The 21211-nt window shown below is 51.0% G+C and carries 19 protein-coding genes; 11 read left to right on the forward strand and 8 right to left on the reverse strand.

Annotated features, from left to right (window positions below; genetic code table 11):
* Positions 1-629 (reverse strand): MmgE/PrpD family protein (locus HOM51_03950; GenBank protein MBT5033650.1); only part of this gene is annotated, 629 nt, incomplete at its 3' end.
* A 173-nt stretch (positions 630-802) separates the two neighbouring features.
* Between HOM51_03950 and HOM51_03955 the strand changes: the two genes are divergently transcribed.
* The 8 genes from HOM51_03955 (at position 803) to HOM51_03990 (ending at position 9576) form a co-directional block, all read left to right on the forward strand.
* The gene (locus HOM51_03955) at positions 803-1627 is read left to right on the forward strand and encodes an IclR family transcriptional regulator (protein MBT5033651.1); all 825 of its coding nucleotides are present in this window, start codon (positions 803-805) and stop codon (positions 1625-1627) included.
* 245 nt (positions 1628-1872) lie between these two features.
* A complete protein-coding gene (locus HOM51_03960; protein MBT5033652.1) occupies positions 1873-2634 on the forward strand; it encodes a hypothetical protein in 762 nt (253 codons plus the stop codon).
* The gene (locus HOM51_03965) at positions 2532-3677 is read left to right on the forward strand and encodes a tripartite tricarboxylate transporter permease (protein MBT5033653.1); all 1146 of its coding nucleotides are present in this window, start codon (positions 2532-2534) and stop codon (positions 3675-3677) included. Before HOM51_03960 ends, HOM51_03965 begins: the two co-directional genes overlap by 103 nt.
* Positions 3678-3705: 28 nt before the next feature.
* Positions 3706-5196 carry an FAD-dependent tricarballylate dehydrogenase TcuA gene (tcuA, locus tag HOM51_03970; protein ID MBT5033654.1) on the forward strand — a complete coding sequence of 497 codons (1491 nt, stop codon included), beginning with the start codon at positions 3706-3708 and terminating at the stop codon, positions 5194-5196.
* 14 nt (positions 5197-5210) lie between these two features.
* Positions 5211-6482, forward strand: a complete 1272-nt coding sequence (locus tag HOM51_03975) for a 3-isopropylmalate dehydratase large subunit (protein MBT5033655.1) — start codon at positions 5211-5213, stop codon at positions 6480-6482.
* Positions 6479-6994 carry a 3-isopropylmalate dehydratase gene (locus HOM51_03980; GenBank protein MBT5033656.1) on the forward strand — a complete coding sequence of 172 codons (516 nt, stop codon included), beginning with the start codon at positions 6479-6481 and terminating at the stop codon, positions 6992-6994. Before HOM51_03975 ends, HOM51_03980 begins: the two co-directional genes overlap by 4 nt.
* A gap of 1 nt (position 6995) precedes the next feature.
* Positions 6996-7934 (forward strand): isocitrate lyase/PEP mutase family protein, encoded by a 939-nt coding sequence (locus HOM51_03985; GenBank protein ID MBT5033657.1) that lies wholly within the window; start codon positions 6996-6998, stop codon positions 7932-7934.
* A gap of 40 nt (positions 7935-7974) precedes the next feature.
* Positions 7975-9576: a hypothetical protein gene (locus tag HOM51_03990; protein ID MBT5033658.1), complete on the forward strand. Its 1602-nt coding sequence runs from the start codon at positions 7975-7977 to the stop codon at positions 9574-9576.
* A 233-nt stretch (positions 9577-9809) separates the two neighbouring features.
* On the opposite strand, the gene HOM51_03995 is transcribed toward HOM51_03990, so the two are convergent.
* Complete coding sequence (locus tag HOM51_03995; GenBank protein ID MBT5033659.1) at positions 9810-10265, reverse strand: hypothetical protein; 456 nt, start codon at positions 10263-10265, stop codon at positions 9810-9812.
* 484 nt (positions 10266-10749) lie between these two features.
* Between HOM51_03995 and HOM51_04000 the strand changes: the two genes are divergently transcribed.
* The 3 genes from HOM51_04000 (at position 10750) to HOM51_04010 (ending at position 15713) form a co-directional block, all read left to right on the forward strand.
* Complete coding sequence (locus HOM51_04000) at positions 10750-13230, forward strand: type I secretion system permease/ATPase (GenBank protein ID MBT5033660.1); 2481 nt, start codon at positions 10750-10752, stop codon at positions 13228-13230.
* The gene (locus HOM51_04005) at positions 13227-14627 is read left to right on the forward strand and encodes an HlyD family type I secretion periplasmic adaptor subunit (GenBank protein ID MBT5033661.1); all 1401 of its coding nucleotides are present in this window, start codon (positions 13227-13229) and stop codon (positions 14625-14627) included. Before HOM51_04000 ends, HOM51_04005 begins: the two co-directional genes overlap by 4 nt.
* A gap of 213 nt (positions 14628-14840) precedes the next feature.
* A complete protein-coding gene (locus HOM51_04010) occupies positions 14841-15713 on the forward strand; it encodes a LysR family transcriptional regulator (protein ID MBT5033662.1) in 873 nt (290 codons plus the stop codon).
* Here the strand turns inward: HOM51_04010 and HOM51_04015 are convergent.
* The 6 genes from HOM51_04015 to HOM51_04040 all read right to left on the reverse strand — a co-directional run bounded on the left by HOM51_04015 (position 15710) and on the right by HOM51_04040 (position 21009).
* Positions 15710-16522, reverse strand: a complete 813-nt coding sequence (locus tag HOM51_04015; GenBank protein MBT5033663.1) for a hypothetical protein — start codon at positions 16520-16522, stop codon at positions 15710-15712. The two genes, HOM51_04010 and HOM51_04015, sit on opposite strands and share 4 nt — an antisense overlap.
* 90 nt (positions 16523-16612) lie before the next feature.
* Positions 16613-17638, reverse strand: coding sequence for a tripartite tricarboxylate transporter substrate binding protein (locus HOM51_04020; protein MBT5033664.1), 1026 nt, complete (start codon positions 17636-17638; stop codon positions 16613-16615).
* A gap of 149 nt (positions 17639-17787) precedes the next feature.
* Positions 17788-18579: a fumarylacetoacetate hydrolase family protein gene (locus HOM51_04025; protein ID MBT5033665.1), complete on the reverse strand. Its 792-nt coding sequence runs from the start codon at positions 18577-18579 to the stop codon at positions 17788-17790.
* Between the two features lie 9 nt (positions 18580-18588).
* On the reverse strand, positions 18589-18996 hold the full coding sequence (locus HOM51_04030; GenBank protein ID MBT5033666.1) for a hypothetical protein: 408 nt from the start codon (positions 18994-18996) through the stop codon (positions 18589-18591).
* A 27-nt stretch (positions 18997-19023) separates the two neighbouring features.
* Positions 19024-20532, reverse strand: coding sequence for a tripartite tricarboxylate transporter permease (locus tag HOM51_04035; protein MBT5033667.1), 1509 nt, complete (start codon positions 20530-20532; stop codon positions 19024-19026).
* 9 nt (positions 20533-20541) lie between these two features.
* Positions 20542-21009, reverse strand: coding sequence for a tripartite tricarboxylate transporter TctB family protein (locus HOM51_04040; GenBank protein ID MBT5033668.1), 468 nt, complete (start codon positions 21007-21009; stop codon positions 20542-20544).
* Positions 21010-21211 lie beyond the last annotated feature (202 nt).

The raw sequence follows: 21211 nt of genomic DNA on the forward strand, positions 1-21211 counted from the left end.
ACTTGCGTAAAGGCAGCACCAAAGGCATTTTCCATTTGCAATGCATCAAGACCCAATACTCGTCCCGCCGTCGCAGTAGCTGCGAAGAAACCGAAAAGCTGCGTTGGGAACCAGCCTTCGGTCATGATCCATTGCGGAATTGTAATCGCGTTCTCGAGGCGGATCATGACATCCATGCCGACGGCAATGGCCGTCAGGAAGTCGCGACCACTGATTCCTTCCTGCTTTTCGCCTAAGGCAAAGGCGACCGGGATGGTTGCAATGCTTGGGTGTCCGCCCCGGGCGACGTCGTCAAAATCCAACATATGCCCGACGCTGCCGTTGGCAAAGACGGCCCATGGGGCTGGGGCCTTGCACCCAAACCCAAGGATCGTACTTTCCGCCTTGCCGCCAAGTTCTTGAACATAGTCGGCAAGAATTTGGCCCTCAGGGATCAAGGCGCTGGCTCCGATGCTTACACCAAGCGTGTCAAGAACGCAGCATTTGGTCATTTTCAGGACATCTTGTGGAAGTGCTTCAAAGGGCAGAGTAGATGCATGGCTCGCTAACAAGTTTGTTGCGTTTAATCCGCTTGCACTACTAGAAATAATTTTCATCTGACTAGCAGCGATGCCCTCTGATTGGTTCATTTCATATTCCTCGTGTTACAAACCACGTCGCCATAATAGTGAGTCTATTAAGTCCGCACATGAAAAGTTCTTTGAATTATGGAACGCTATTCCATATTATGGAATGACTTATTTCAATATCTGCCGAAATTTTAACGAAACGGCTGAAAATTTAGGAGCGTGCGGTACCGACGATGGCAAACCTTACAAAAAAAGGAATTCTACCCAAGCAACGATCTGGAAATGCATACGCGGTCGAAGCGGTAAACCGAGCTGCGGATATTTTATTTGTTTTTTCCCATGCTGACTCTGAACTTTCGCTTCCTGAAATTGTATCGCGTTCGGGCCTTCCCAAGACAACGACGTTTCGCGTGCTTTCGACTCTGTGTGATCGGGGACTATGCATGCAGGATTCTATCTCAGGTAAATACAGTCTCGGGTTTGAACTGCTCCACCTTGCGGATATTCGACGGCGCCAAGCCAATATCCATGGTCTTGCCATGCCGCTGTTGCGGGTGATTAGAGATCAAGTTGAAGAGACGGTTGTTCTGTCAATTCGGACCGGGGATTACCGGGTCCACATCGATTTTGCAGAAGGTTTGCACCCGATGCGGCGTATGGTGGAGTTGGGACGAAGTTCACCCTTATACGCTGGTGCTGCCAGCAAGGTCTTATTTGCCGGTTTAAGTGATTTGGAAATTGATGATTATCTCAACCGAACATTACTCGAAAAAATTTGCAATCAGACGATTACAGAAACAGACGCTTTAAAGCAGGAAATCGCGCGCATCCGTGAGCAAGGCTTTGCCGAAAGTCGAAGTGAATTATTTACTGGCGGTGCATCATTGGCAGCCCCAGTCAAAGACTATACAGGTGCCACAGTCGCCGTGATCGACATCATCACCCCAGAGGGTCGATTTACAAAGGAACATCGCGATCTTTGTATGAGTTCTTTATTAAATGGGGTCGGTGATCTTTCGCAGCAACTTGGATTTCGTGCACGAGATATCGCCAGCTAAATTGTAATAAGGTCTCTTCGAATCGACGCAGTTTGTGTATGTGTCGGCGATATGATTACCAACGCCTGAATTCCAAATCATTTTCAAACTTGACTCTGCGCCTGTATTAACTCTACCATAATTATGGAACAGTATTCCACGTAGTGGAACGATCGCCTTGAAAGTTAGTTCAACGGCATAACGGTTGAACTAACTGGGTTGGGGATTTCGAGACGCGTCCACGCACAAACAGGAGAGAAAGTATCATGTCAATTGTTAGACATTTTTTAGGCCTCACACTTGCGGCAGTTGTCGCATTTACCGGTACTGTGGCTTCAGCCGAAGTTAATTTTGCAGGTAAGACTGTTACATTTCTAATACCTTTCAAAGAAGGCGGTGGTACGGATACCTTTGCTCGAATATTGGTGCCTTTTTTTGCAGAAAACCTACCAGGAAAACCGAAGGTCGTTGTCCTTAATAAGCCAGGCGGTGGTTCGGTCCGGGGCGCCAATCAGTTTCAAAAGGCCAAGCCCGATGGGCTTACGGTCATGGGCGTTTCTAGTTCAACCCTGACCAATTCGGTATTTGGCGGTAAGAAGGTTAAATTCAAAGTATCTTCCTGGGTGCCGATTATGGTCAATCCCATGGGGTCATTATTCTACGGAGTAACCGATCAAACGGGGATTACCGGCAAGGATATTGGCAAGGATATTGCCACTCTGAGAAAGAATAAATCCAAGCTCCTCATGGGTGCAAAAAATGCGACATCGTCTGAAATTCGCATGGCCATGTCTGCAGACATGTTGGGGTTTTTCCCAAAAATTGTCTATGGCCTATCGGCTAGCAAATGGCGAAAAGCGACTCTACGTGGCGAATTGAATCTCGGCTACGCCAACAATTCGACTTGGGTTAAGAAACTACATTCTTGGGAAAAGAAAGGCACGATCACACCGTTTATGGCACGGGTGATGTGCGGGGTGTCATCGCACCGGAATCGGCCAACAATGCAAAGGAAGGTGGGGCCTTAATTCCAACCTTGCTGTTCGGCATTCCCGGATCCAGCAGCATGGCTATTTTGCTGGGCGGGTTTGTGCTGATCGGCATAGAACCCGGTTTGCATATCATTACCAGTCAGCTTGATCTTGTCTATTTGATGATTTGGTCTGTTGCGCTTGCCAATATTATTGGCGCCGGAACATGTGTGTTCTTAGCCGATCACATCGCCAAGCTGACGACCATCCGCTACACCCTGGTCGCCCCCTTCATGTTTGGACTGATTTTCTTTGCTGCTTTCCAGGCATCTCGGCACTGGGGTGATTTGATCCTGCTGATGGTGCTAGGGACCCTGGGTGTTTACATGAAACGATTTGGTTGGCCTCGGCCCGCTCTCTTAATCGGTTTTGTTTTGGCGCCACAGGTCGAACAAATGGTCTACGTGACGTATTCTGTCCATGGGTTCAGAGTTCTGGAGAAACCAATCGTCTTGGTTCTCCTCGCCCTGACAATCTTGTCAATCTTTGTCGCCATTCGGTTCAAGCCAAACAAACCGGCGATGAGCAACGATGGGCCCTACGCGGCACGTGGAAAACGACCTCAGTTAATGTTTTATGCCTTGCTTGTAGGTTTCGTGGCCCTGGTTGTCGGCGATACCTTTCGGCATGAAGAAAATTTGACGGTCATCTATCCTTGGTTCTCGGCGTGTCTATCGCTTGTGTTCCTTGTGCCCATAGGGCTCCAACTGGTTGCTGGAAAGCAGCCGGCAACAGTGTTTTATGATTCAGAACGTGAAGAGTTCAACGAACACATCGAATACCGCTCAAGCGAATATTATCTGCTTTGGCTCCTCGGCATGCTGGGTGTTTCAGCGTTGTTGGGATTTGTAATCGGCGTTGCCGCCTTCATCTATGCATTCATTTTTAAAAAAGCAGAATGGGGACATCGAAATAGCGCCCTCTGCGCCGGGACGTTCGTACTCTTCCTTGGGGCGTTATCTCACTTCATGACTTTGGACTATCCGGCCGGTGTGTTGCAGACGGTTTTCGAAATCGATCTGCCTTGGCCCCTTCAGTAAGGCAGAAACAAATGACGGAAAGAAAATAATGGAAAAGAAATCTTATGACGTAGTTGTCGTCGGCGGTGGGAATGCAGCGCTTTGCGCAGCCCTATCCGCAAATGAACAAGGTGCAAGTGTTTTAGTATTGGAGCGCGCACCGGAAGATACTCGCGGCGGAAACTCGGCCTACACCGGGGGCGGCTTTCGCATCGTTCACCACGGCGCTGACGATATAAAAGCCGTCGTGCCAGACCTCACCGACGATGAGATTGCTCGAACTGATTTTGGCGAATATTCCCGCGAGACGTATCTCGACGATCTGTTCAATATCACCCAATACTACATTGATCCTGACTTGGCAGAAGTCATCGTCGACAGCAGCGCCGAGACAGTCCAATGGCTGCGCGGTCGGGGTGTTCGTTTCATGGCGAACTATGGTCGGCAAGCTTTTAACGTCAAAGGCAAATTCAAATTTTTCGGCGGCGTTGTCATTTATGCAAACGGGGGCGGAACTGGCTTGGTCCAATCGCTCTACGATTGTTCCGAAAAGCATGGCATTGATGTTCGCTACAACGCGCGCGTGATGAGCCTACTTCAAGGCAAAGACGGCATCGAAGGTGTGCGCTTGATATCGGGGCGCGTGGAAGAAGAAATTCAAGCGAAGTCAGTTGTTCTCGCTAGCGGCGGGTTTGAAGCCAACCGGGAAATGCGGACACGGTATCTTGGTCCCGGCTGGGATCAAGCGAAAGTCCGGGGTACGCGTTACAACACAGGCGATGGCATCCAGATGGCGTTAGACATTGGTGCCCAATCATATGGCCAGTGGTCGGGTTGTCACTCCGTCGCTTGGGAGCGGTATGCGTCCGATTTCGGCGACGTCAACGCACCGCACGCGGGATATCGGCACAGCTACCCCTTCAGCATCATGGTCAATTCAGAAGGCAAGCGGTTCCTCGACGAAGGCGCCGATTTCCGGAACTACACGTACGCAAAATATGGTCGCGTGGTCCTGGAACAACCTGGCGGCTTCGCCTGGCAAATTTTTGATTCACAAGTCACACACCTGATGCGCGACGAATATAAACTGCGGGGCGCGACAAAAGTTAAAGCTGATACTCTTGAAGAACTCTGCGATAAAATGCAGGACGTGAACTACAACAATTTCCTAGAAACGGTCCGTGAATACAACGCAGCCATCAAAGATGGTGTTGAGTTCGACCCCAATATTAAAGACGGCAGAACAACCGAAGGTCTTGAGTTTAACAAGACCAATTGGGCTAACCCCATCTCTGAACCACCCTACGAGGCTTATTCGGTCGGTTGCGGTATTACCTTCACCTTCGGCGGTCTTAAAATTAATCCAGAAGCGCACGTGCTGGATATCGACGACATCGACATTCCCGGCCTCTATGCCGCAGGGGAACTTATCGGTGGCCTCTATTACTTTAACTATCCGGGCAGCACGGGTCTGATGGCGGGATCTGTCTTCGGGCGAATTTCCGGCCGTGAAGCCGCAACGTTCGCCTTGGCGAAATAGGGAGTAAACGGGATATGCATGCACTTGCAAAAATCATCGCCCAACACGCAGGGAAACCGTCAGTTGATCCTGGTGAGATCGTCAATGTAGAACCCGATTACGTGATGCTGCATGACCGGGGTGTCGCCAGGGTGATGCAACGGTTCTCCGAAATGGGTGCGGAAAAAGTTTGGAACCCGTCCAAGGTCGTCGTTGTCTTTGATCACACATACCCAGCCCCCCGCGTTCAAGATGCAGAATCACAACAGCGATCACGCGCTTGGATGAAGGAACAAAACATCACCAATTTCTATCCCGGCGAAGGCATCTGCCATGTCATCCTGCCGGAAAAAGGATTTGCGTTTCCTGGGGCACTTATTGTTGGTTCAGATTCTCATACGGTAACAAATAGCGCGCTCGGCTGCATGTCCACAGGAATGGGACACTCCGATTTAGGCTCGCTGCTGAGCATTGGATACAACTGGATGCGGGTGCCCGAAGTCGTTCGTTTCGACATTCAGGGCGAGCTTAAACCCTGGGTCACCGCCAAAGATATTATTCTCAATATTCTGAAGGATCATGGCGAAGCTGTCTGCACCTATCAGGCCGTCGAATACGCCGGGCCGACTGTGCGTTCCATGAGCATGGATGGCCGCTTAACGCTTTGTAATTTAGCCGTGGAGATCGGTGCCAAATCCGGTTACGTCGCACCGGATGAGACGACCTGGAAATGGATGGAGGGACGACGGGATCGAAATTTATGCAATCCGCAAACAACTGATTCCGATGACGACTTTGCCAAGGTCTACGAATTTGATGTGAGCGATTTGGAACCCATGGTCGCCTTGCCCCATGACCTGTCCAAAGTCGAACCTGCGAGCAGCCTTTCCAGTGTCAAAATTGATGAGGCTGTGCTGGGCACCTGCACAGGTGGACGGCTTGAAGATTTTCAGGAAGCAGCGAAAGTGTTACGCGGCAAAAAGATATCGCCAGACACTCGTTTGATTGTTAATCCTGGATCAACCGAAGTCTTCCTTCAGGCGAACAAAGAAGGCCTAATTGATGATCTTGTGCGCGCCGGCGCGCAAATTGGGACCGCTGGTTGCGGCCCGTGCAGTGGCTGCCAGTTGGGCATGCTGGGCGGGAAGGAAATCGCCATCACCAGCAGCAGTCGAAATTTTGCCGGAAGAATTGGCAGTCCAGATAGTGAACTTTATGTGGCATCCCCGGCAACTGTCGCGGCATCTGCGATCGCCGGATGTATCGTTCCCCCAGAGGAGATCATGTCCAAAGGAGGCACATCATGAGTCTTGTTGGCAGAGCCAGAAAATTTGGCGAAAACATCAATACAGATCTGATCTTTCCGAAACGCTATTTTAAACCGAGCTACGAACCAGGCGAGATGGCGAGCCACCTCATGACAGGGGCAGATCCTGATTTTCCAGACACGGTTATAAAAGGTGACATCATCGTTGGCGGGCCGAATTTCGGCTGTGGCTCCAGCCGTGAGGAAGCGCCTGGTTCCATGAAAGAAGCCGGTATCGCCGCAGTTCTGGCCCCCACATTCGGGCGCATCTTTTTACGCAATTGTGTCAATCTTGGGGTCCCGGCTGTTTATTGCCCAGGCATCGATGAAAATGTTTCAGAAGGTGACGAGCTTGATGTTAATCTTGTGGAGGGTCGGGTTCTAAACCGCGCAAATGGCTTTGAAGCTCGTATTGTTCCCTTGGCACCTGAGCTTTTGAAATTAATCAGTGACGGCGGAATTGCAGAGTACACGCGGCGGGTTTTGGCCGAACGAAAGGCTGAGGGAAATTAGAATGACCGACATCTCGCCACGTGCTCGACTGCAGCAACTCATTCATCGCAAAGACAAGGTCCTAACCATTCTCCATACCCCGACGGCAGCCCATGCTCGGGTGATGGAAGAGGCTGGGTGCGAAGCTGCATTCTCTGGCACCAGTGGTGTGGTGGGTACGTATACTGGGCTCGCCGACGTCGGCACCGCGACAATGACCGAGTGCGTTCAAGTCGCCGGATGGATTGCCGATAGTGTCAAATTCCCCATCATCATGGACGGTGATACTGGCCACGGCGGGATCATGGCCGTGCGCCGCATGATTAAAGAATGCATTCGCGCAGGTATCTCCGGCATACGCATCGATGATCAGCCAATCGAAGGCAAACGCCGAACCCAAAGTGCGGGCATGGAGGTGGTGCCGATGGATCAAGCCATCGCCCGTTACCGTGCCGCCGTCGATATGAAAAACGAACTGGATCCGGACTTCGTCGTGATGGCTCAGTGTTATGCCCGCGACGCCTCCAACAGTAGTCTCGAAAATTGCCTTGAACGATTACAAGCCTACGAGACCGAAGCCGGCGTTGATTGGGTACAGTTGGAATCACCTCACTCTATTGACGAAATTAAACGCGCGCGCTCGTTGGTCTCTGGCCCGTTTTCTTTCATGAAAGGCAAGCTGCCAAAATATTTGAGTCCCGAAGAACATATGGCGCTGGGCGTTACAATCGCATGGTATCCGGGTTTTACCCATCACGTCACCTGGGCCGCCCTTTACGATTTCATGCAGGACTTTAATGACCGTGGCATTACGGCTTGGGAAGACTTTTCCGAAAGCCGTAAAGACAAACCCTATCCGATCCCGCGCGTCGGGCCAGAAGGCGAAGGCCCGGCCAGACAACGGGAACTTGAAGAACGCTATTTCTCAGCCGAGCAGCTGAAAAAGTACGAAGACGAATGAATGTTTTAAACCTATCGACCGTTTGCAAAGGACAAAGAAAATGACACAGGTAACCGTTCTCAACCCTAAAGTAATCGAAGAGGTTAATGCCGTAACACCCGCAGTCCGACTGAAGGGCCTCAAAGGTGTGAAGGTTGGATTTGTCGACAACAGTAAGATGAACGCAGACATGTTCATTCGCCGCATTGGCGAGAAACTAACGGATCAATACGGCATTGAGATTGGAGCCGTGGTCCGTAAGCTGGCCCCAAAGGACACGTTGCCCAGTGATGAAATCGATATGCTTTCCGGGTGTGAGGCCGTTATTCAATGCTTCGGTGATTGCGGCACATCAACTTCCATGACCGTTGCCGACGCGGTGACACTCGAAGGCAAAGGCAAGCCCACTGCCTCCATATTCAGCACGGCGTTTTCCGGTGCTGCCCGACAGCAAGCCATGGGACGGGGGCTTTCTACATTACCCTTGGTCGAAATCCCACACCCCATGCACAGCGCTTCTAAAGATCAGGTGATAGAACGGGCTGATGCTGTGGTCGATGCAATTGCCCAGACTTTAACCTCAGATAATTTTGTAAGTGCAGAAGTCGCGCGGCCAATTTCAGATGAGAAAATCTCAATCGAAGAAGCACAAGCTGACGATCAGGAATTCTTCTTTGAACAAGGCTGGACCGATGGATTGCCAGTCGTGTCGCCAACCCTTGAGAAAGTCACGGCAGCATTGAGCACGGTTAATCGAGACCCCAAAGAAATCGTCGGCATTGTTCCGCCCCGTCATCGTCCGGCGACCGTGGAAAAGATTGCTATCAATGCAGTAATGGCGGGTTGTAAACCAGAATACTTCCCAGCCGTTCTCGCAGCGACGGAAGGCATGATCGAAGACGACGCCAAATTATACGGCGCACAAACGGCGACCAACATGAGTACGCCTCTGTTGATTTTAAACGGGCCTATCAGCCATGCACTTGGTGCCAATTCAGGGCGTAATGTATTTGGCTCAGGCAATCGACCGAACGCGACTATCGGCCGCGCCGTGCGGCTGGTGTGCCGTAACATTGGCGGCGAAATTCCGGACGAGACCGATGTCGCAACCCATGGTCAACCAGGCAAGTACACCTATTGCTTTGCTGAAAACGAGGACGAAAGTCCTTGGTCTCCGTTCCACACTGATTATGGATTTAAAGCGAATGAGAGTGCGGTCAGTGTTGTCGGCGGTGCGTCGTCGCCTCACAATGTGTTCACCTACGGCTGTGAACATGGTGAGGAAGTATTGGAACATTTCATTGGTGCTGTTACGGCTCTCGGCAATAACAACATCATTTTTGCCTCTGGTCCGTTGCTGGTCTTTAGCCCCGAGCACGCCTTCATGCTCGACCGGGATGGCTTCAGCAAAGACGACATCCGCAATTATATTTTCGAAAAAGGACGCATCCCGCTAACCAGATTTGTCGAGAAAACCGTCAAAGGACTGCATCACCGTCGTTCCAATTGGTTTGAAACCGTCGGAGACCCAGACCATATCGGAGTCGCCGACCAAGCCGAAGATATCATGATCGCCGTCGCGGGCGGTGCCGGAATCCATTCACTCTTCATTCCCACATCGTTCAGTCTTCGGCCCGTGGTTAAGGCTATTCCGACCGCGTAAACTTTACTCCTGATTTGCATTCAGTAGGACTATGAAATTTTTATAGTCCTACTGGAGCAGTTAAGCAGACCCATGGCACAATTGGGGATGAATAACGACAATAGTCGCGGAAAGCCCAGGATCATAGCATCGGCATAACACACCAGAATCATCTATCTTCTTCTATCCCCATGTTTCCCCTTTTATCCGTTCTGGCCATCTTTCCAATCTTAACGTCAATCTCAAATATGAAATCATTGCCAGTTCGCGACGATAATCGTGTCGAGGTTGTCGTGTAATGTTTGGGATAAATTCGTTTCCCCCAACGCTGGCGGAGAGAAAGCAGCCATGGCAGACACCAAATTCTCGATGTTGGCTGCATTTAGGCTCGATCCATTGTCCACTTCAAACGTGGCGAACTGGTTTGCACCATCATCCAAATACCACTCATCGATAATCATTTGATCATCAGTGCCAATGATACTTACCGAAAAGTCATCTCCCAATTGGCTGAACCAAAGTTGATCCGTACCGACGCCACTCCCAAAGACGACTTTGTCGTTTGATGCGCTTTCGCCAGTATTATCGATCAAATCCTGTCCATCGCCGCGACCAAATTCATAGACATCATCACCGGCGCCATCGCTTAGTTGGTCGTTGCCTGAAAGAATGGGGTCAAGTCTTGAATTGTGGATTTTTGTTTTCGGCATTTAAGTCTTTCGCCTCCTGGTGTTTTATAATTCAAAATCTGACCCTACCTCTGCATTTACTCCCAAATGGCTTATAAATTTAAAATATTATATTGTCGTTTCACACGATACGTTAGGGTTTATAACACCTTGAGGCCAACCAGGGACGGGGTCAGGAGTAGGGCGGCTTTTCCGGAGAGCGAATAACGAGGGGCAGGCGCAACCCCCTGGCGGTTGTCCCCAGCAGTAATAATATTAATTTACGGCGCTATCGCTAATTTGGCGCTAATTTGGTAAAAAGGACCAAGCGGCTGCGGCCTCACCATTAGACTAATTTAAATGATTTTGGCGTTATGGTCTGAATCGCGACCGCAAGTTCAGATTTTTACATAAAGGTGTGTGCGCCTTGGATCAGTCCAAAACAGAAAGCCAGAATAAGTCGTTAGGGGAGCGGGCAGAAACAGGACCTGATTCCGACCCTGCTGGAGTTCCCGACACCGGACCTATGGACACAGGTTTGGCCTGCCTGGTCCTGCTCGCCCATTTCTTGGAAAAACCCTCCAGCCCCGAACAAATCGCGCATCAGTTTGGCACCAGCGGAAAGTTGTTCGATGAGACGACGATTTTGTTGGCGGGCAAGGACCTGGATTTAAAGTGCCAGGCGATTTCGGCGAAGTGGGATCGGTTGGGCAAGACACCGCTGCCAGCCATCGCCAGCCGCGCGGATGGGACCTTTTTCGTGCTGGCCAAGGTGGCGCAACGGGAGGATGAGGAAGAAAAGGTTCTGATCCAGGACCCGGCTGTTGGACGGCCAGAGACCCTCACCCGCGCACAATTCGAGGAGATTTGGGACGGGCGTTTGATTCTCTTCACCAACCGCAAGAAGCTGACCGGCGAAGGCCGGGCCTTCGATGTGTCGTGGTTTATTCCGGCAGTCATAAAATACCGCCATTTGTTTGGTGAGGTGTTGCTGGCGTCGCTGTTTATTCAAGTATTTGCGCTGATCACACCGCTGTTCTTTCAGGTCATCATCGACAAGGTGTTGATCCACCGGGGGCTGACCAGCCTGGATGTCTTGGTATTCGCGTTGATTGTGGTCTCGGTGTTTGAGGTCTTATTGGGTGGGCTTCGAACTTACGTCTTCTCGCACACCACCAATCGGATCGATGTGCAGTTGGGCGCGAGTTTGTTCAAGCATTTGATGCGCCTGCCAATTAGTTTTTTTGGTGTTCGGCGCGTCGGCGAGACTGTCGCCCGGGTACGCGAGTTGGAGAACATCCGGAACTTTCTGACCGGGTCGGCGTTGACACTGGTGGTGGACTTGGCGTTCACGGTGATTTTTTTTGCGGTCATGTACATGTTCGCGCCGACGTTGACGTGGATCGTGCTAGGCTCGATCCCATTTTATATTACGGTGTCTTTATTGATCACCCCGGTCCTGAGGCGAAGAGTCGAAGAGAAGTTTCAACGCGGGGCGGAGAACCAAGCGTTCCTGGTTGAATCTATTACGGGTGTTGAGACCCTCAAATCTCTCGCCGTCGAACCGCAGATGCAGCGCCGATGGGAAGAACAATTGGCGGGCTACGTCAACATCTCGTTTAAAACGGCGAACCTTGGCAACATCGCTTCACAAGGCGTGCAGCTGATCCAAAAAGTCACCATGGCGCTGACGCTGTGGTTCGGTGCACGGTTGGTGATTGATGGAGACCTAACCGTCGGGCAACTCGTTGCGTTCAACATGCTGTCCGGTCGGGTCAGCCAGCCGATCCTGCGGCTTGCTCAATTGTGGCAGGACTTCCAGCAGATGCGAATTTCGGTGGCGCGCTTGGGCGATATTCTCAATGAGAAGACCGAAGACGCCGCGACCGCCAACCGCGCGACACTGCCGACAATCAGGGGAGATGTCGAGGTTGATAATGTGATTTTCCGCTATCGTCCCGACGGGCCTGAGATTCTGAAACGGGTGAGTTTAAAGGTACCTGCTGGACAGGTGATCGGCATCGTCGGGCCTTCAGGGTCAGGTAAAAGCACGCTGACAAAATTAGTTCAGCGGCTCTATTTGCCGGAAAGCGGGCGGGTGTTGGTCGATGGCGTTGATCTCGCTTTGGTTGACCCGTCCTGGCTGCGCCGGCAAGTCGGCGTGGTGCTGCAAGAAAACTATCTATTCAATCGCACGGTGCGGGACAACATAGCCCTGGCCGATCCGGCGATGTCGATGGAACGGGTGATTGACGCCGCGAAGATGGCCGGGGCGCATGACTTTATTCTGGAATTGCAGGAAGGCTATGATACGATTATTGAAGAACGCGGTGGCAGCCTATCGGGCGGTCAACGCCAACGCATTGCCATTGCCCGTGCCCTAGTGACCAACCCGCGCATTCTTATTTTTGATGAAGCAACGTCGGCGTTGGATTATGAGTCTGAACAGATCATTCAGGAAAACATGCGCGGCATCTCAGAAGGCCGCACCGTGTTCGTTATTGCTCACCGGCTGAGCACGGTGCGTGACAGCGACCGCATCATCACCATCGAGGCGGGTGAAATTGTTGAAGACGGCAGCCATAATGTTCTCCTTAAAAGCGGCGGCCGCTACGCCCGACTGTGGGCCGCGCAAGCGCGGGGCACGCCGATGGAATCCGTCCTCCAAAAACCAGCGCCAACGCCACAAATTCCGTCGCAAGTCACAGCGCCCCGACCCGCGCCCCAAAAAGCAGTTGTTGAACGGGGCCCCGACGGCCAATTGATTGTGCGTCGTCCCGCGCCTCCACAGCCTGCGAATCCGACACCGATGGTAACAAAGGTCGAAGTTCAAAAGGACGTAATCGAAAATGTTCCTGTAACCAAGGCAAGCAGCCCAAAACCAGCACGTAAGGCCAAATCAAAAACCAAGAAGAGTGCCGCTAAAAGCAAACCTAAATCAGCCTCGGCAACACCTAAGAAACGCCCCACAAAAAAGCCCTCTAAGAAAAAGGTGGTGCGGTCATGAGCTTCTCCAAACACTGGGACGTCTTCCGCCAAGCACTCCGCGATGAGAAAGACAGCAAGGCTAAGGACGACAAGAGCAGCAGTGTCAAAAATCATGAATTGGCGTTTCTGCCTGCCGTCCTTGAGGTCACAGAAACCCCGGCCTCTCCCCTGGGCCGCGCAACGGTACTGGCCATCATCTGCTTTTTTATGATCGCGGTGTTCTGGGCGATGGTTGGCGAGATGGATATTATTGCGACTGCACAGGGCAAGATTGTTCCGACGGCCCGAGTAAAACTCATTCAACCCCTTGAGTCCGGTGTCATCCGCGCTATCCGTGTCACCGACGGCCAGACGGTCAAGAAGGGCGATGTGCTGGTTGAGTTGGACCCGACGGGTACCGAGGCCGACCGAGTTCGCCTCCTTCAAGAACTCATCACGATGGAAACCGAAGTGGCACGACTTGATGCCTTGCTGCGAAAAAATCCGATCAAAAGTTTTACGCCGCCCAAGGGGGCGTCCTCTGAACTCATCCGCCAAAGCCGGACATTTTTGGATAGCCAGTTCGAAGAACACCAAGCCACCCTCGCCGCCCTCGACGGCGGCGTTGTCCAGCGCCGCGCAGAAATTCGTGGCATTCAGGGCGAAATCGCCAGCATCAAGAAAATTCTGCCCAACCTTAAAGAACGGGTCAACAAGCGACTCGAACTGGTCGAAAAAGGCATTCTCGCGCGCTTGCCATACCTGGAACTTGAACAGGAATACCTTGAATACCAGCAACGCCTGGTGGTTCAAAAGAGCGAGCTAGAAAAGGCGAGATCCGCACTCAAAACCGACCAGGCAAAGCGCCGCCAAGTCGCTGCCGAATTCCGCCGTGATGTTCTGGGGCAGCTGTCAGAAACCCGCAAACAGGCCGCCACAGTGCGACAAGAACTCATTAAGGCCAGCGACCGTTCGCGCCTGCAAACCCTAACCACCCCTGTCGATGGCGTCGTTCAGCAGTTGGCGGTGCACACGGTCGGTGGTGTGGTCACGCCGGCACAAGAACTCATGGTCATCGTCCCGGCCAACAGCGGCCTCGAAATCGAAGCCATGATCCTGAACAAGGACAAGGCGTGGGTAACCACAAAACAAGACGCCGAAATAAAAGTCGAAAGCTTCCCCTTCACCAAGTTCGGCACCATCGACGGCAAGGTCGCCATCGTCTCAGGCGACGCGGTCCAAGACGAAAACCTCGGCCTCGTCTACCCCATCCGCGTCACCATGGCCAAAACCACGATCCTATCGGGCAGCGAACACGTCACCCTGTCCCCCGGCATGAACGTCACAATCGAAGTCAAAACCGGCAAACGAAGACTTATTGAGTATCTCCTCGCACCCCTGCAGCGATATCAGGATGAGAGTATGCGGGAGAGGTAAAGGTTGTTGGCAAAAAGCAGATATCCTCATGAGGGCAAGAGAGGGTGGGTGCTGTTTAATGCAAATTATATTTAAAAATAATAGTTGCGATAATTAGCTCCATATTGAAGTTGGCGACCATTCAAGAGGCCACTGCTTAGAAAAAAATCTTAACTATCTATAAAAAGCATGAAATAATATCATGTTATGGATTTGCGCCGACTGGAACATTTTTTGACCGTGCTTAAAACCGGGAGTTTCGGTAGTGCCGCACGTGAATTGGGCATTACGCAATCGGGATTAACCAAGAGCATCCAAACTCTTGAAGATACTGTGGGAGTGCCCCTGTTCCTTCGCCATTCAAGAGGTGTTGAACCGACTAAGTATGGTGAAACCCTCGCCCAACACGCGACATTGATGCACGCCCAAGCCAATAAGGCACTTAATGAAATTGATGCGGTAAAGAATGGAAATGCCGGATCACTGAGTATTGGCGTCACGCCGTCTTGGCTGATGGAGGAAGTGCTTCCCAAGGTGGTTTCTGAATTAACCAAAGCGCGGCCGGGCCTAAAACTGATAGTGATGCATCACGTCAGTTCAAAAGTATATTTAGAAATGTTACTGGCTGGCGGCCTGGATATGTTTATCGGGACCGAACAAGATTTAAGTGAGACGGATGATATAGAATTTATTTCTTTGATGAACGATGTACATGGCGTGATCGTCCGAAAAGGTCATCCATTGCTACAAAAAGAACATCATGTCATCGCAGATTTTGATCCCTACGGGTGGGTTCACCGCGAAGCGGGAACTCATTACGGGCGACGGTTGGAAGCACTTTATTTTGAAGCTGGGCGACCGCTACCGACACCGGCCATTCAATCAAATTCAATACCGTTTACGCTCGCGACCGTCGCCGCTACCGATTATTTAAGTGCGTCGCGCAAGGCGGATATAGATGCATCCCATCAACCAATAGAAATGCTCGACCGACCCTTTCAATGGGTACGAAGCATCGGTCTTATGCGCCGTAAGAACGAACCCCTTTCTGCAGCAGGGCAAATTCTGATCGATGACCTGCAACAAATATTTAAAGATCAAAGCTAGCTTTGCAGATCATGCAGGAACGTATAGCCAATCTGGCGATGCAGTCCCCGGCGCATCGATTCAATCGGGATCATTTTATCCCATTCCATATTTTCGAGATTGATGTCCGGGCCTAGTTCTTTAAGCAGAAAAACCGCAAGATCAGGCCAGCCGTTAGGGCCGACTTCAAACAGAATGTCGTCAATCCCGACACCGGCAACAATTTTTTCAATTTCGCCCGGGTCATCTTTCAAGAACAACAACAGATCCGCATTTTCGACAGTAACCTTTGTCGACCCGGCATCGAGATCACTTTTTACACAATCTATAATGTCTTGAGCCGAGGTCGGACCGTCGCCAAATTTTTTGCCGGTTTCAGAAAATACCTCCAGCCCGAGATCGCGCGCTTGTTTAATAAGGGCCGCCCGTTCAGTCAGGGGAAATGTCGGCAGTGTGTCATCACTGATCTCCACCCCGTCGAAGCCTATTTCTGGTAAGCGATTGAAAAATGCCTCCACCGTGCCTTGAAGATAAGCAATCTCAAACGGAATGCCGCCTGGAAAGCATGACAGCCCGCGGGCTTTATATTGGGCGTTTTTCTGGCGCGTGAAATCAACCGACAGGCGCTCCAAATGACCCATGTGGTCAACAGATTTTACGTGATCAACGATGTCCTCGACCACGTCCATAATATCTTCCTGCATGCCCAGCGGCAGTCCCCGGTCGCTCATAACGGTCCAGCGTATTTTTCGGGGCTTGGGCGGGGGTGCCGGGATATCTATTGCAGGTTGCCCCCGTTCGCCATTCTCACCACGTGCCGCCTTAACCATCGTATCTTCTCCATATTTAGGGTGTTAACTGAAACGACACCGGCCCTGTGTCAAAGCCGATGCCGTCTCAGGGAGGTAAAGTCGTTTAAATTATTTTTTCATTTTCTTCTTTTTAACAAGGCCAAGCTTTTTCATAAGCGTCGACCACTCTTTCTCAAGCGACGTCAACAGCGCGTATGTATTGGCTGCATTATTGTAATTGATGACGGCCCCTGATTTTTTAGCATAAGCCTTGAACTCTTTGGTTTTGACGACCTTACCAATGATCCCATCCCAATAGGCGATTTGATCTTTGCTCAAGCCACCGGGGCCGATGAGCCCGCGTAATCCGAAAAATTCAATATCGACGCCTTGTTCCTTCCACGTCGGAATTCCTGAAACATCGCCGCCGAGTTGCTTGGGTGATGAAATCGCGAGGCCTCGCATCTTGCCTTTCTTCAGGCGTTTCTGAGCACTGCCGACTGACGTTCCATAAACGTCAACATGGCCACCAAGAACAGCAGCATAGGATTTACCGCCGGATTTATGAGTGAGAACCCTGAGGTTCCGATAATCCATTCCAACCGCGTTTAGGACCGTCGCAAGCGCGATCCCATTGGTATTCACCCGGCTGGTACCGATGGCGAAGCTTTTCGCGTGGATGTCTTTTTTGAGGATGTTGATCAAATGTTTTCCGGTTTTGATTGGTGAATCGTTCCGCACCATGACCACAGAATATTCGTTGAACAAATGACCTAACGGCGTCAAATCGCGAAATGTGATATCGCTTCGTCCTGAAATTGGCCGGGTCAGCAACGACGTTGGATAAAGGGCAACGTGATGGCCATTTTTCTTGAACTGATTGAGATAGGCGTAAGCTATGGCACCGCCTGCCCCAGGCTTGTTCACGATAGAGACGGAAACGGGTAGGAATTTATGATCTTTAAGAATTTTGTGGACCATGCGCGCGGCCCGGTCGTTACCGCCACCAACACCTGCCGGTACCAATATCTCAACATTACGCGTCGGTTTCCATTCGGCGTCCGCTTTTACTGGAGAGAACAAAACCGGCAGTGCCAGTGTAGCAGCTGCCAGCAAATTTAGGGGGGGTGAAAAACGATCTATATTGGCCATCATCGGGTCTCCCTGTTGTGGTTCTTTACAGAACTTTTTGTACGACACTCTATAACCATTACCTTATGTTACTGGAAATATTATCCAGAGTCTTCCGTTGTGATAAATAAAATCATCGTTTTATTAAAAGGAATGACTTCGAATACTTTAATTCATGACTCATGCTTGAATATGAATGTGTTCCGTAACACACCAATACCTGTAACTTCTATTTCGTTAATGTCGCCGTGTTGCATATCTGGCGAGTCTCCTTCAGACCCCATCCAAATCACGTCGCCTGGAACTAGGGTCATATATTGAGACAATGCGCTGACACAGGTCGGCGCGTCGAACAGCACGTTATAGGTTCTGAACTCATTCATAACCTGACCGTTCAAGCGCACGATGGTTTGCATGTCCGCGGGATCAACGTCGGTTTCAATCCACGGCCCCATGGGTTTGAAGGTATCCATGTTCTTAGCCCGCCAATTGGTTCGATCTTCTTTCTGCCAATGGCGGTCGCTGATGTCGTTACCAATTGTGTAGCCGAAGATACAATCAGTCGCTTCCTCCTTGGAAACGTTTTTCGTTTGTTTGCCAATGACGATGACCAGTTCGGGCTCGTAGTGAATGCTGTGGGATCGGCAATCCGCAGGAACAACGACGTCACCTTCATGGCCGACCAAGGCGTTGATGGCGCGGTAATTAAATTCCGGACTTTCGGGAACAACCGGTTCAATCCCCTTTCGCTTGGCCGACTTGATAATGTGATCTCGGTAATTGTGTCCGGCACAATAAATCGTTGGCGGGATCACAGGCGGCAGGAAAGTCACTTCAGCGAAGGAATAACTTTCGCTAGATTTTACATGCTCGGCGAACGGACTGCCATCAACGGGAACGATCTGATCTCCCTCGACGATACCGAAGGAGACAGAACCCTTATGATCAAACCGAGCCCAGCGCATGATACGGTTCTACTCAGCCAACACGGCCTTCGTGAAGGCCTGCATCTTCCGAATTTTGGCAACGCACTTATCAACCACCGGCGGATCCCATTCAGGCAGATCGCGTTCCAATACATCCGGGTACATGCCACGGCAATGAAGCTTGCGATTTTCCTCAATGTAAAAAAGATCGTCCATGATTTCGCGAACGTCGGGGGTGATCTTTGCAACGACCTCGGGCGGGATGTCTGGTCGAACTGTGTGGTTTTGATCAATGGCTTCTTCTCTGATGCCGCGCGCATGAAAAATTGCGTTCAACAGCGTCGTCCCCATCATCATGCAGATTTCAATCACCACAATGTGGTCTTCTTGAAGATCAAGCTTGCCCATCGCCCGGTCCCACTGATCGGCTAATTCCATATGAGATTTTGTTAACATGACTTTCTCCTTTCATTACTTAGATTTCTATTCATCATCGCCCTCACCGGCGAACTTTCGTTTGAACATGGGAAACAGCATGGGGAACAACAATGAGGCGACGGTCATAATCAACAGCACCACACAAATCGGGCTGCCAACTAAAATCCCCATTTTACCCATCGACAGCGTCATCGCTTGGCGCAGTGACTGCTCAATCATATCGCCCAAGACCAACGCCAATATCAAAGGTGCCAAGGGGATTTGAAGCTTCCGGAACAAATAGCCAAGGCCACCGAAGAAAACGAGCGTGTAGAGATCAATCGCGTTGGTCTTAATCGAATACACGCCAATGGTTGCAACCCCCAGAATGATCGACATCAAAATTCCCGGCGGTGCGTACAGCAACCGGACGAAGATACCAATCAAAGGCAAGTTTAAGATCAACAAAAACACATTGCCTAAATACATGCTGTCGACCAGCCCCCAAACGAGATCCGGGCGTTCTGCAAACATTTCCGGGCCGGGCTGCAGGCCAAATAGAATAAACGCGCCAAGCAACACCGCCGTCGATCCCGAACCCGGAATGCCGAGTGTCAGCAGGGGCACGAATGCCCCGCTGGTCGAGGCATTGTTGGCAGCTTCGGGTGCTGCGACCCCTTCGGGAATTCCGGTACCGAATTTTTCCGGTCGGGACGAAAATTTCTGCTCTGTGGTATAGGCAAGAATTGTCGCGATGGTACCGCCTGCTCCCGGTAGGACCCCGACAAAGAATCCGATCAGACCGCCGCGAAAAATTGCCTTATAGGAATGCCGCCATTCGTCCATGGTGAGCCAGAGTCTTCCGCGAATGGGAATTGGCTGTAATTCACCTGCGAACCATTTTTCGACTTTCAGCAGAACCTCACTTACGGCGAACAATCCGACGATAACAACAATGAACGGTATGCCGTCTTCGAAGATGGAAATGCCAAACGTAAATCGGGTCATGCCAGTGTGCAGGTCCTTGCCGATCATTCCAATCATCAAGCCTATGACTGCCGCGATCAGTCCTTTAGAAACAGACTTTCCGGTTAGCGAACTAACGGCGGACAATGAAAACACCATCAGGGCGAAATATTCCGCAGGCCCGAACTGAAGCGCGAATTCCGCCAATGGAACTGCCAGCAACGTCAACAGAATGATCGAAGTTGTACCGGCGCAAAACGATGCAATCGCAGCGATGGCCAGGGCTGCCCCGCCCCGTCCGTTCTTGGCCATCGGGTAGCCATCAACAGTCGTCATGACGGCAGACGCCGTACCCGGCGTATTAATCAAGACCGCCGACGCCGTGTTGCCGTACATGGCACCGTAATAAATTCCAGCGAGCATGATCAACGCGGGGATGGGATCAAGGCCATAGGTGACAGGTAACAGCAATCCAATTCCCGCCGCAGCCCCGATGCCCGGCAGCATTCCAATCACCGTGCCTAAAACCGCACCGATAAACAGGAACATGACATTCAGGGGTTGCGCCGCAACTGCAAATCCTTCCAAAACCAGATCGAATGATTCCATCTGGTTTTCCTAAAAGCCTAAAAATCCGCGAGCCAAAGGCGCGCCGATTAGTTCGGTAAAAAGGAAGTAGAAGGAGACCGAAAAACAAACGGAGACAATCGCGTTTACAGCGACCTTTCCGCGATTAAAAAACGACGTCAGGCCGAACAGAAACGCTGCGATGCTAATAACGAACCCGACGTGATCGAGCAGCAGGTACCAAAGAAGCATCCACCCCAGAACACCTAAGGCAGCGACAGGATGGCTTTCCGTTTCATTCGAAGGCACCTCAACTGCCGACGCATTTCGACGTGTAAAATAATTTTCCAATAAAAGAAGGGCGCCCGAAAGAAAGGCGCCGACAGCAACTATGTATGGAAAAGCCCGATGGCCAAGGGGATCGACAAGTTCAAGGTCTTCGAGCCGCGGTGTTGCATACAGCAATGCGCCACACAGCAAGAACATCGCAAACGCCAACAAACGGTCGGCCCTCATCATATGCTTACTTCCCCCAAGATATTACTATACGCTGCTTGAACTCTATATTATGGTTTTATAGTATATGGAAGATGCGCATTGTAAAAAGAAATCTTCGGATATTATTTCAACTCGGCTGTCCATGAATTTTACTACAGTTTCCCATGAATTAATTTGAGGGGTTGTTAAATCGAACGTCTAGACTAGACAATAAATACTGGAA

The organism is Rhodospirillaceae bacterium (assembly GCA_018660465.1).
Lineage (GTDB): Bacteria > Pseudomonadota > Alphaproteobacteria > Rhodospirillales > JABJKH01 > JABJKH01.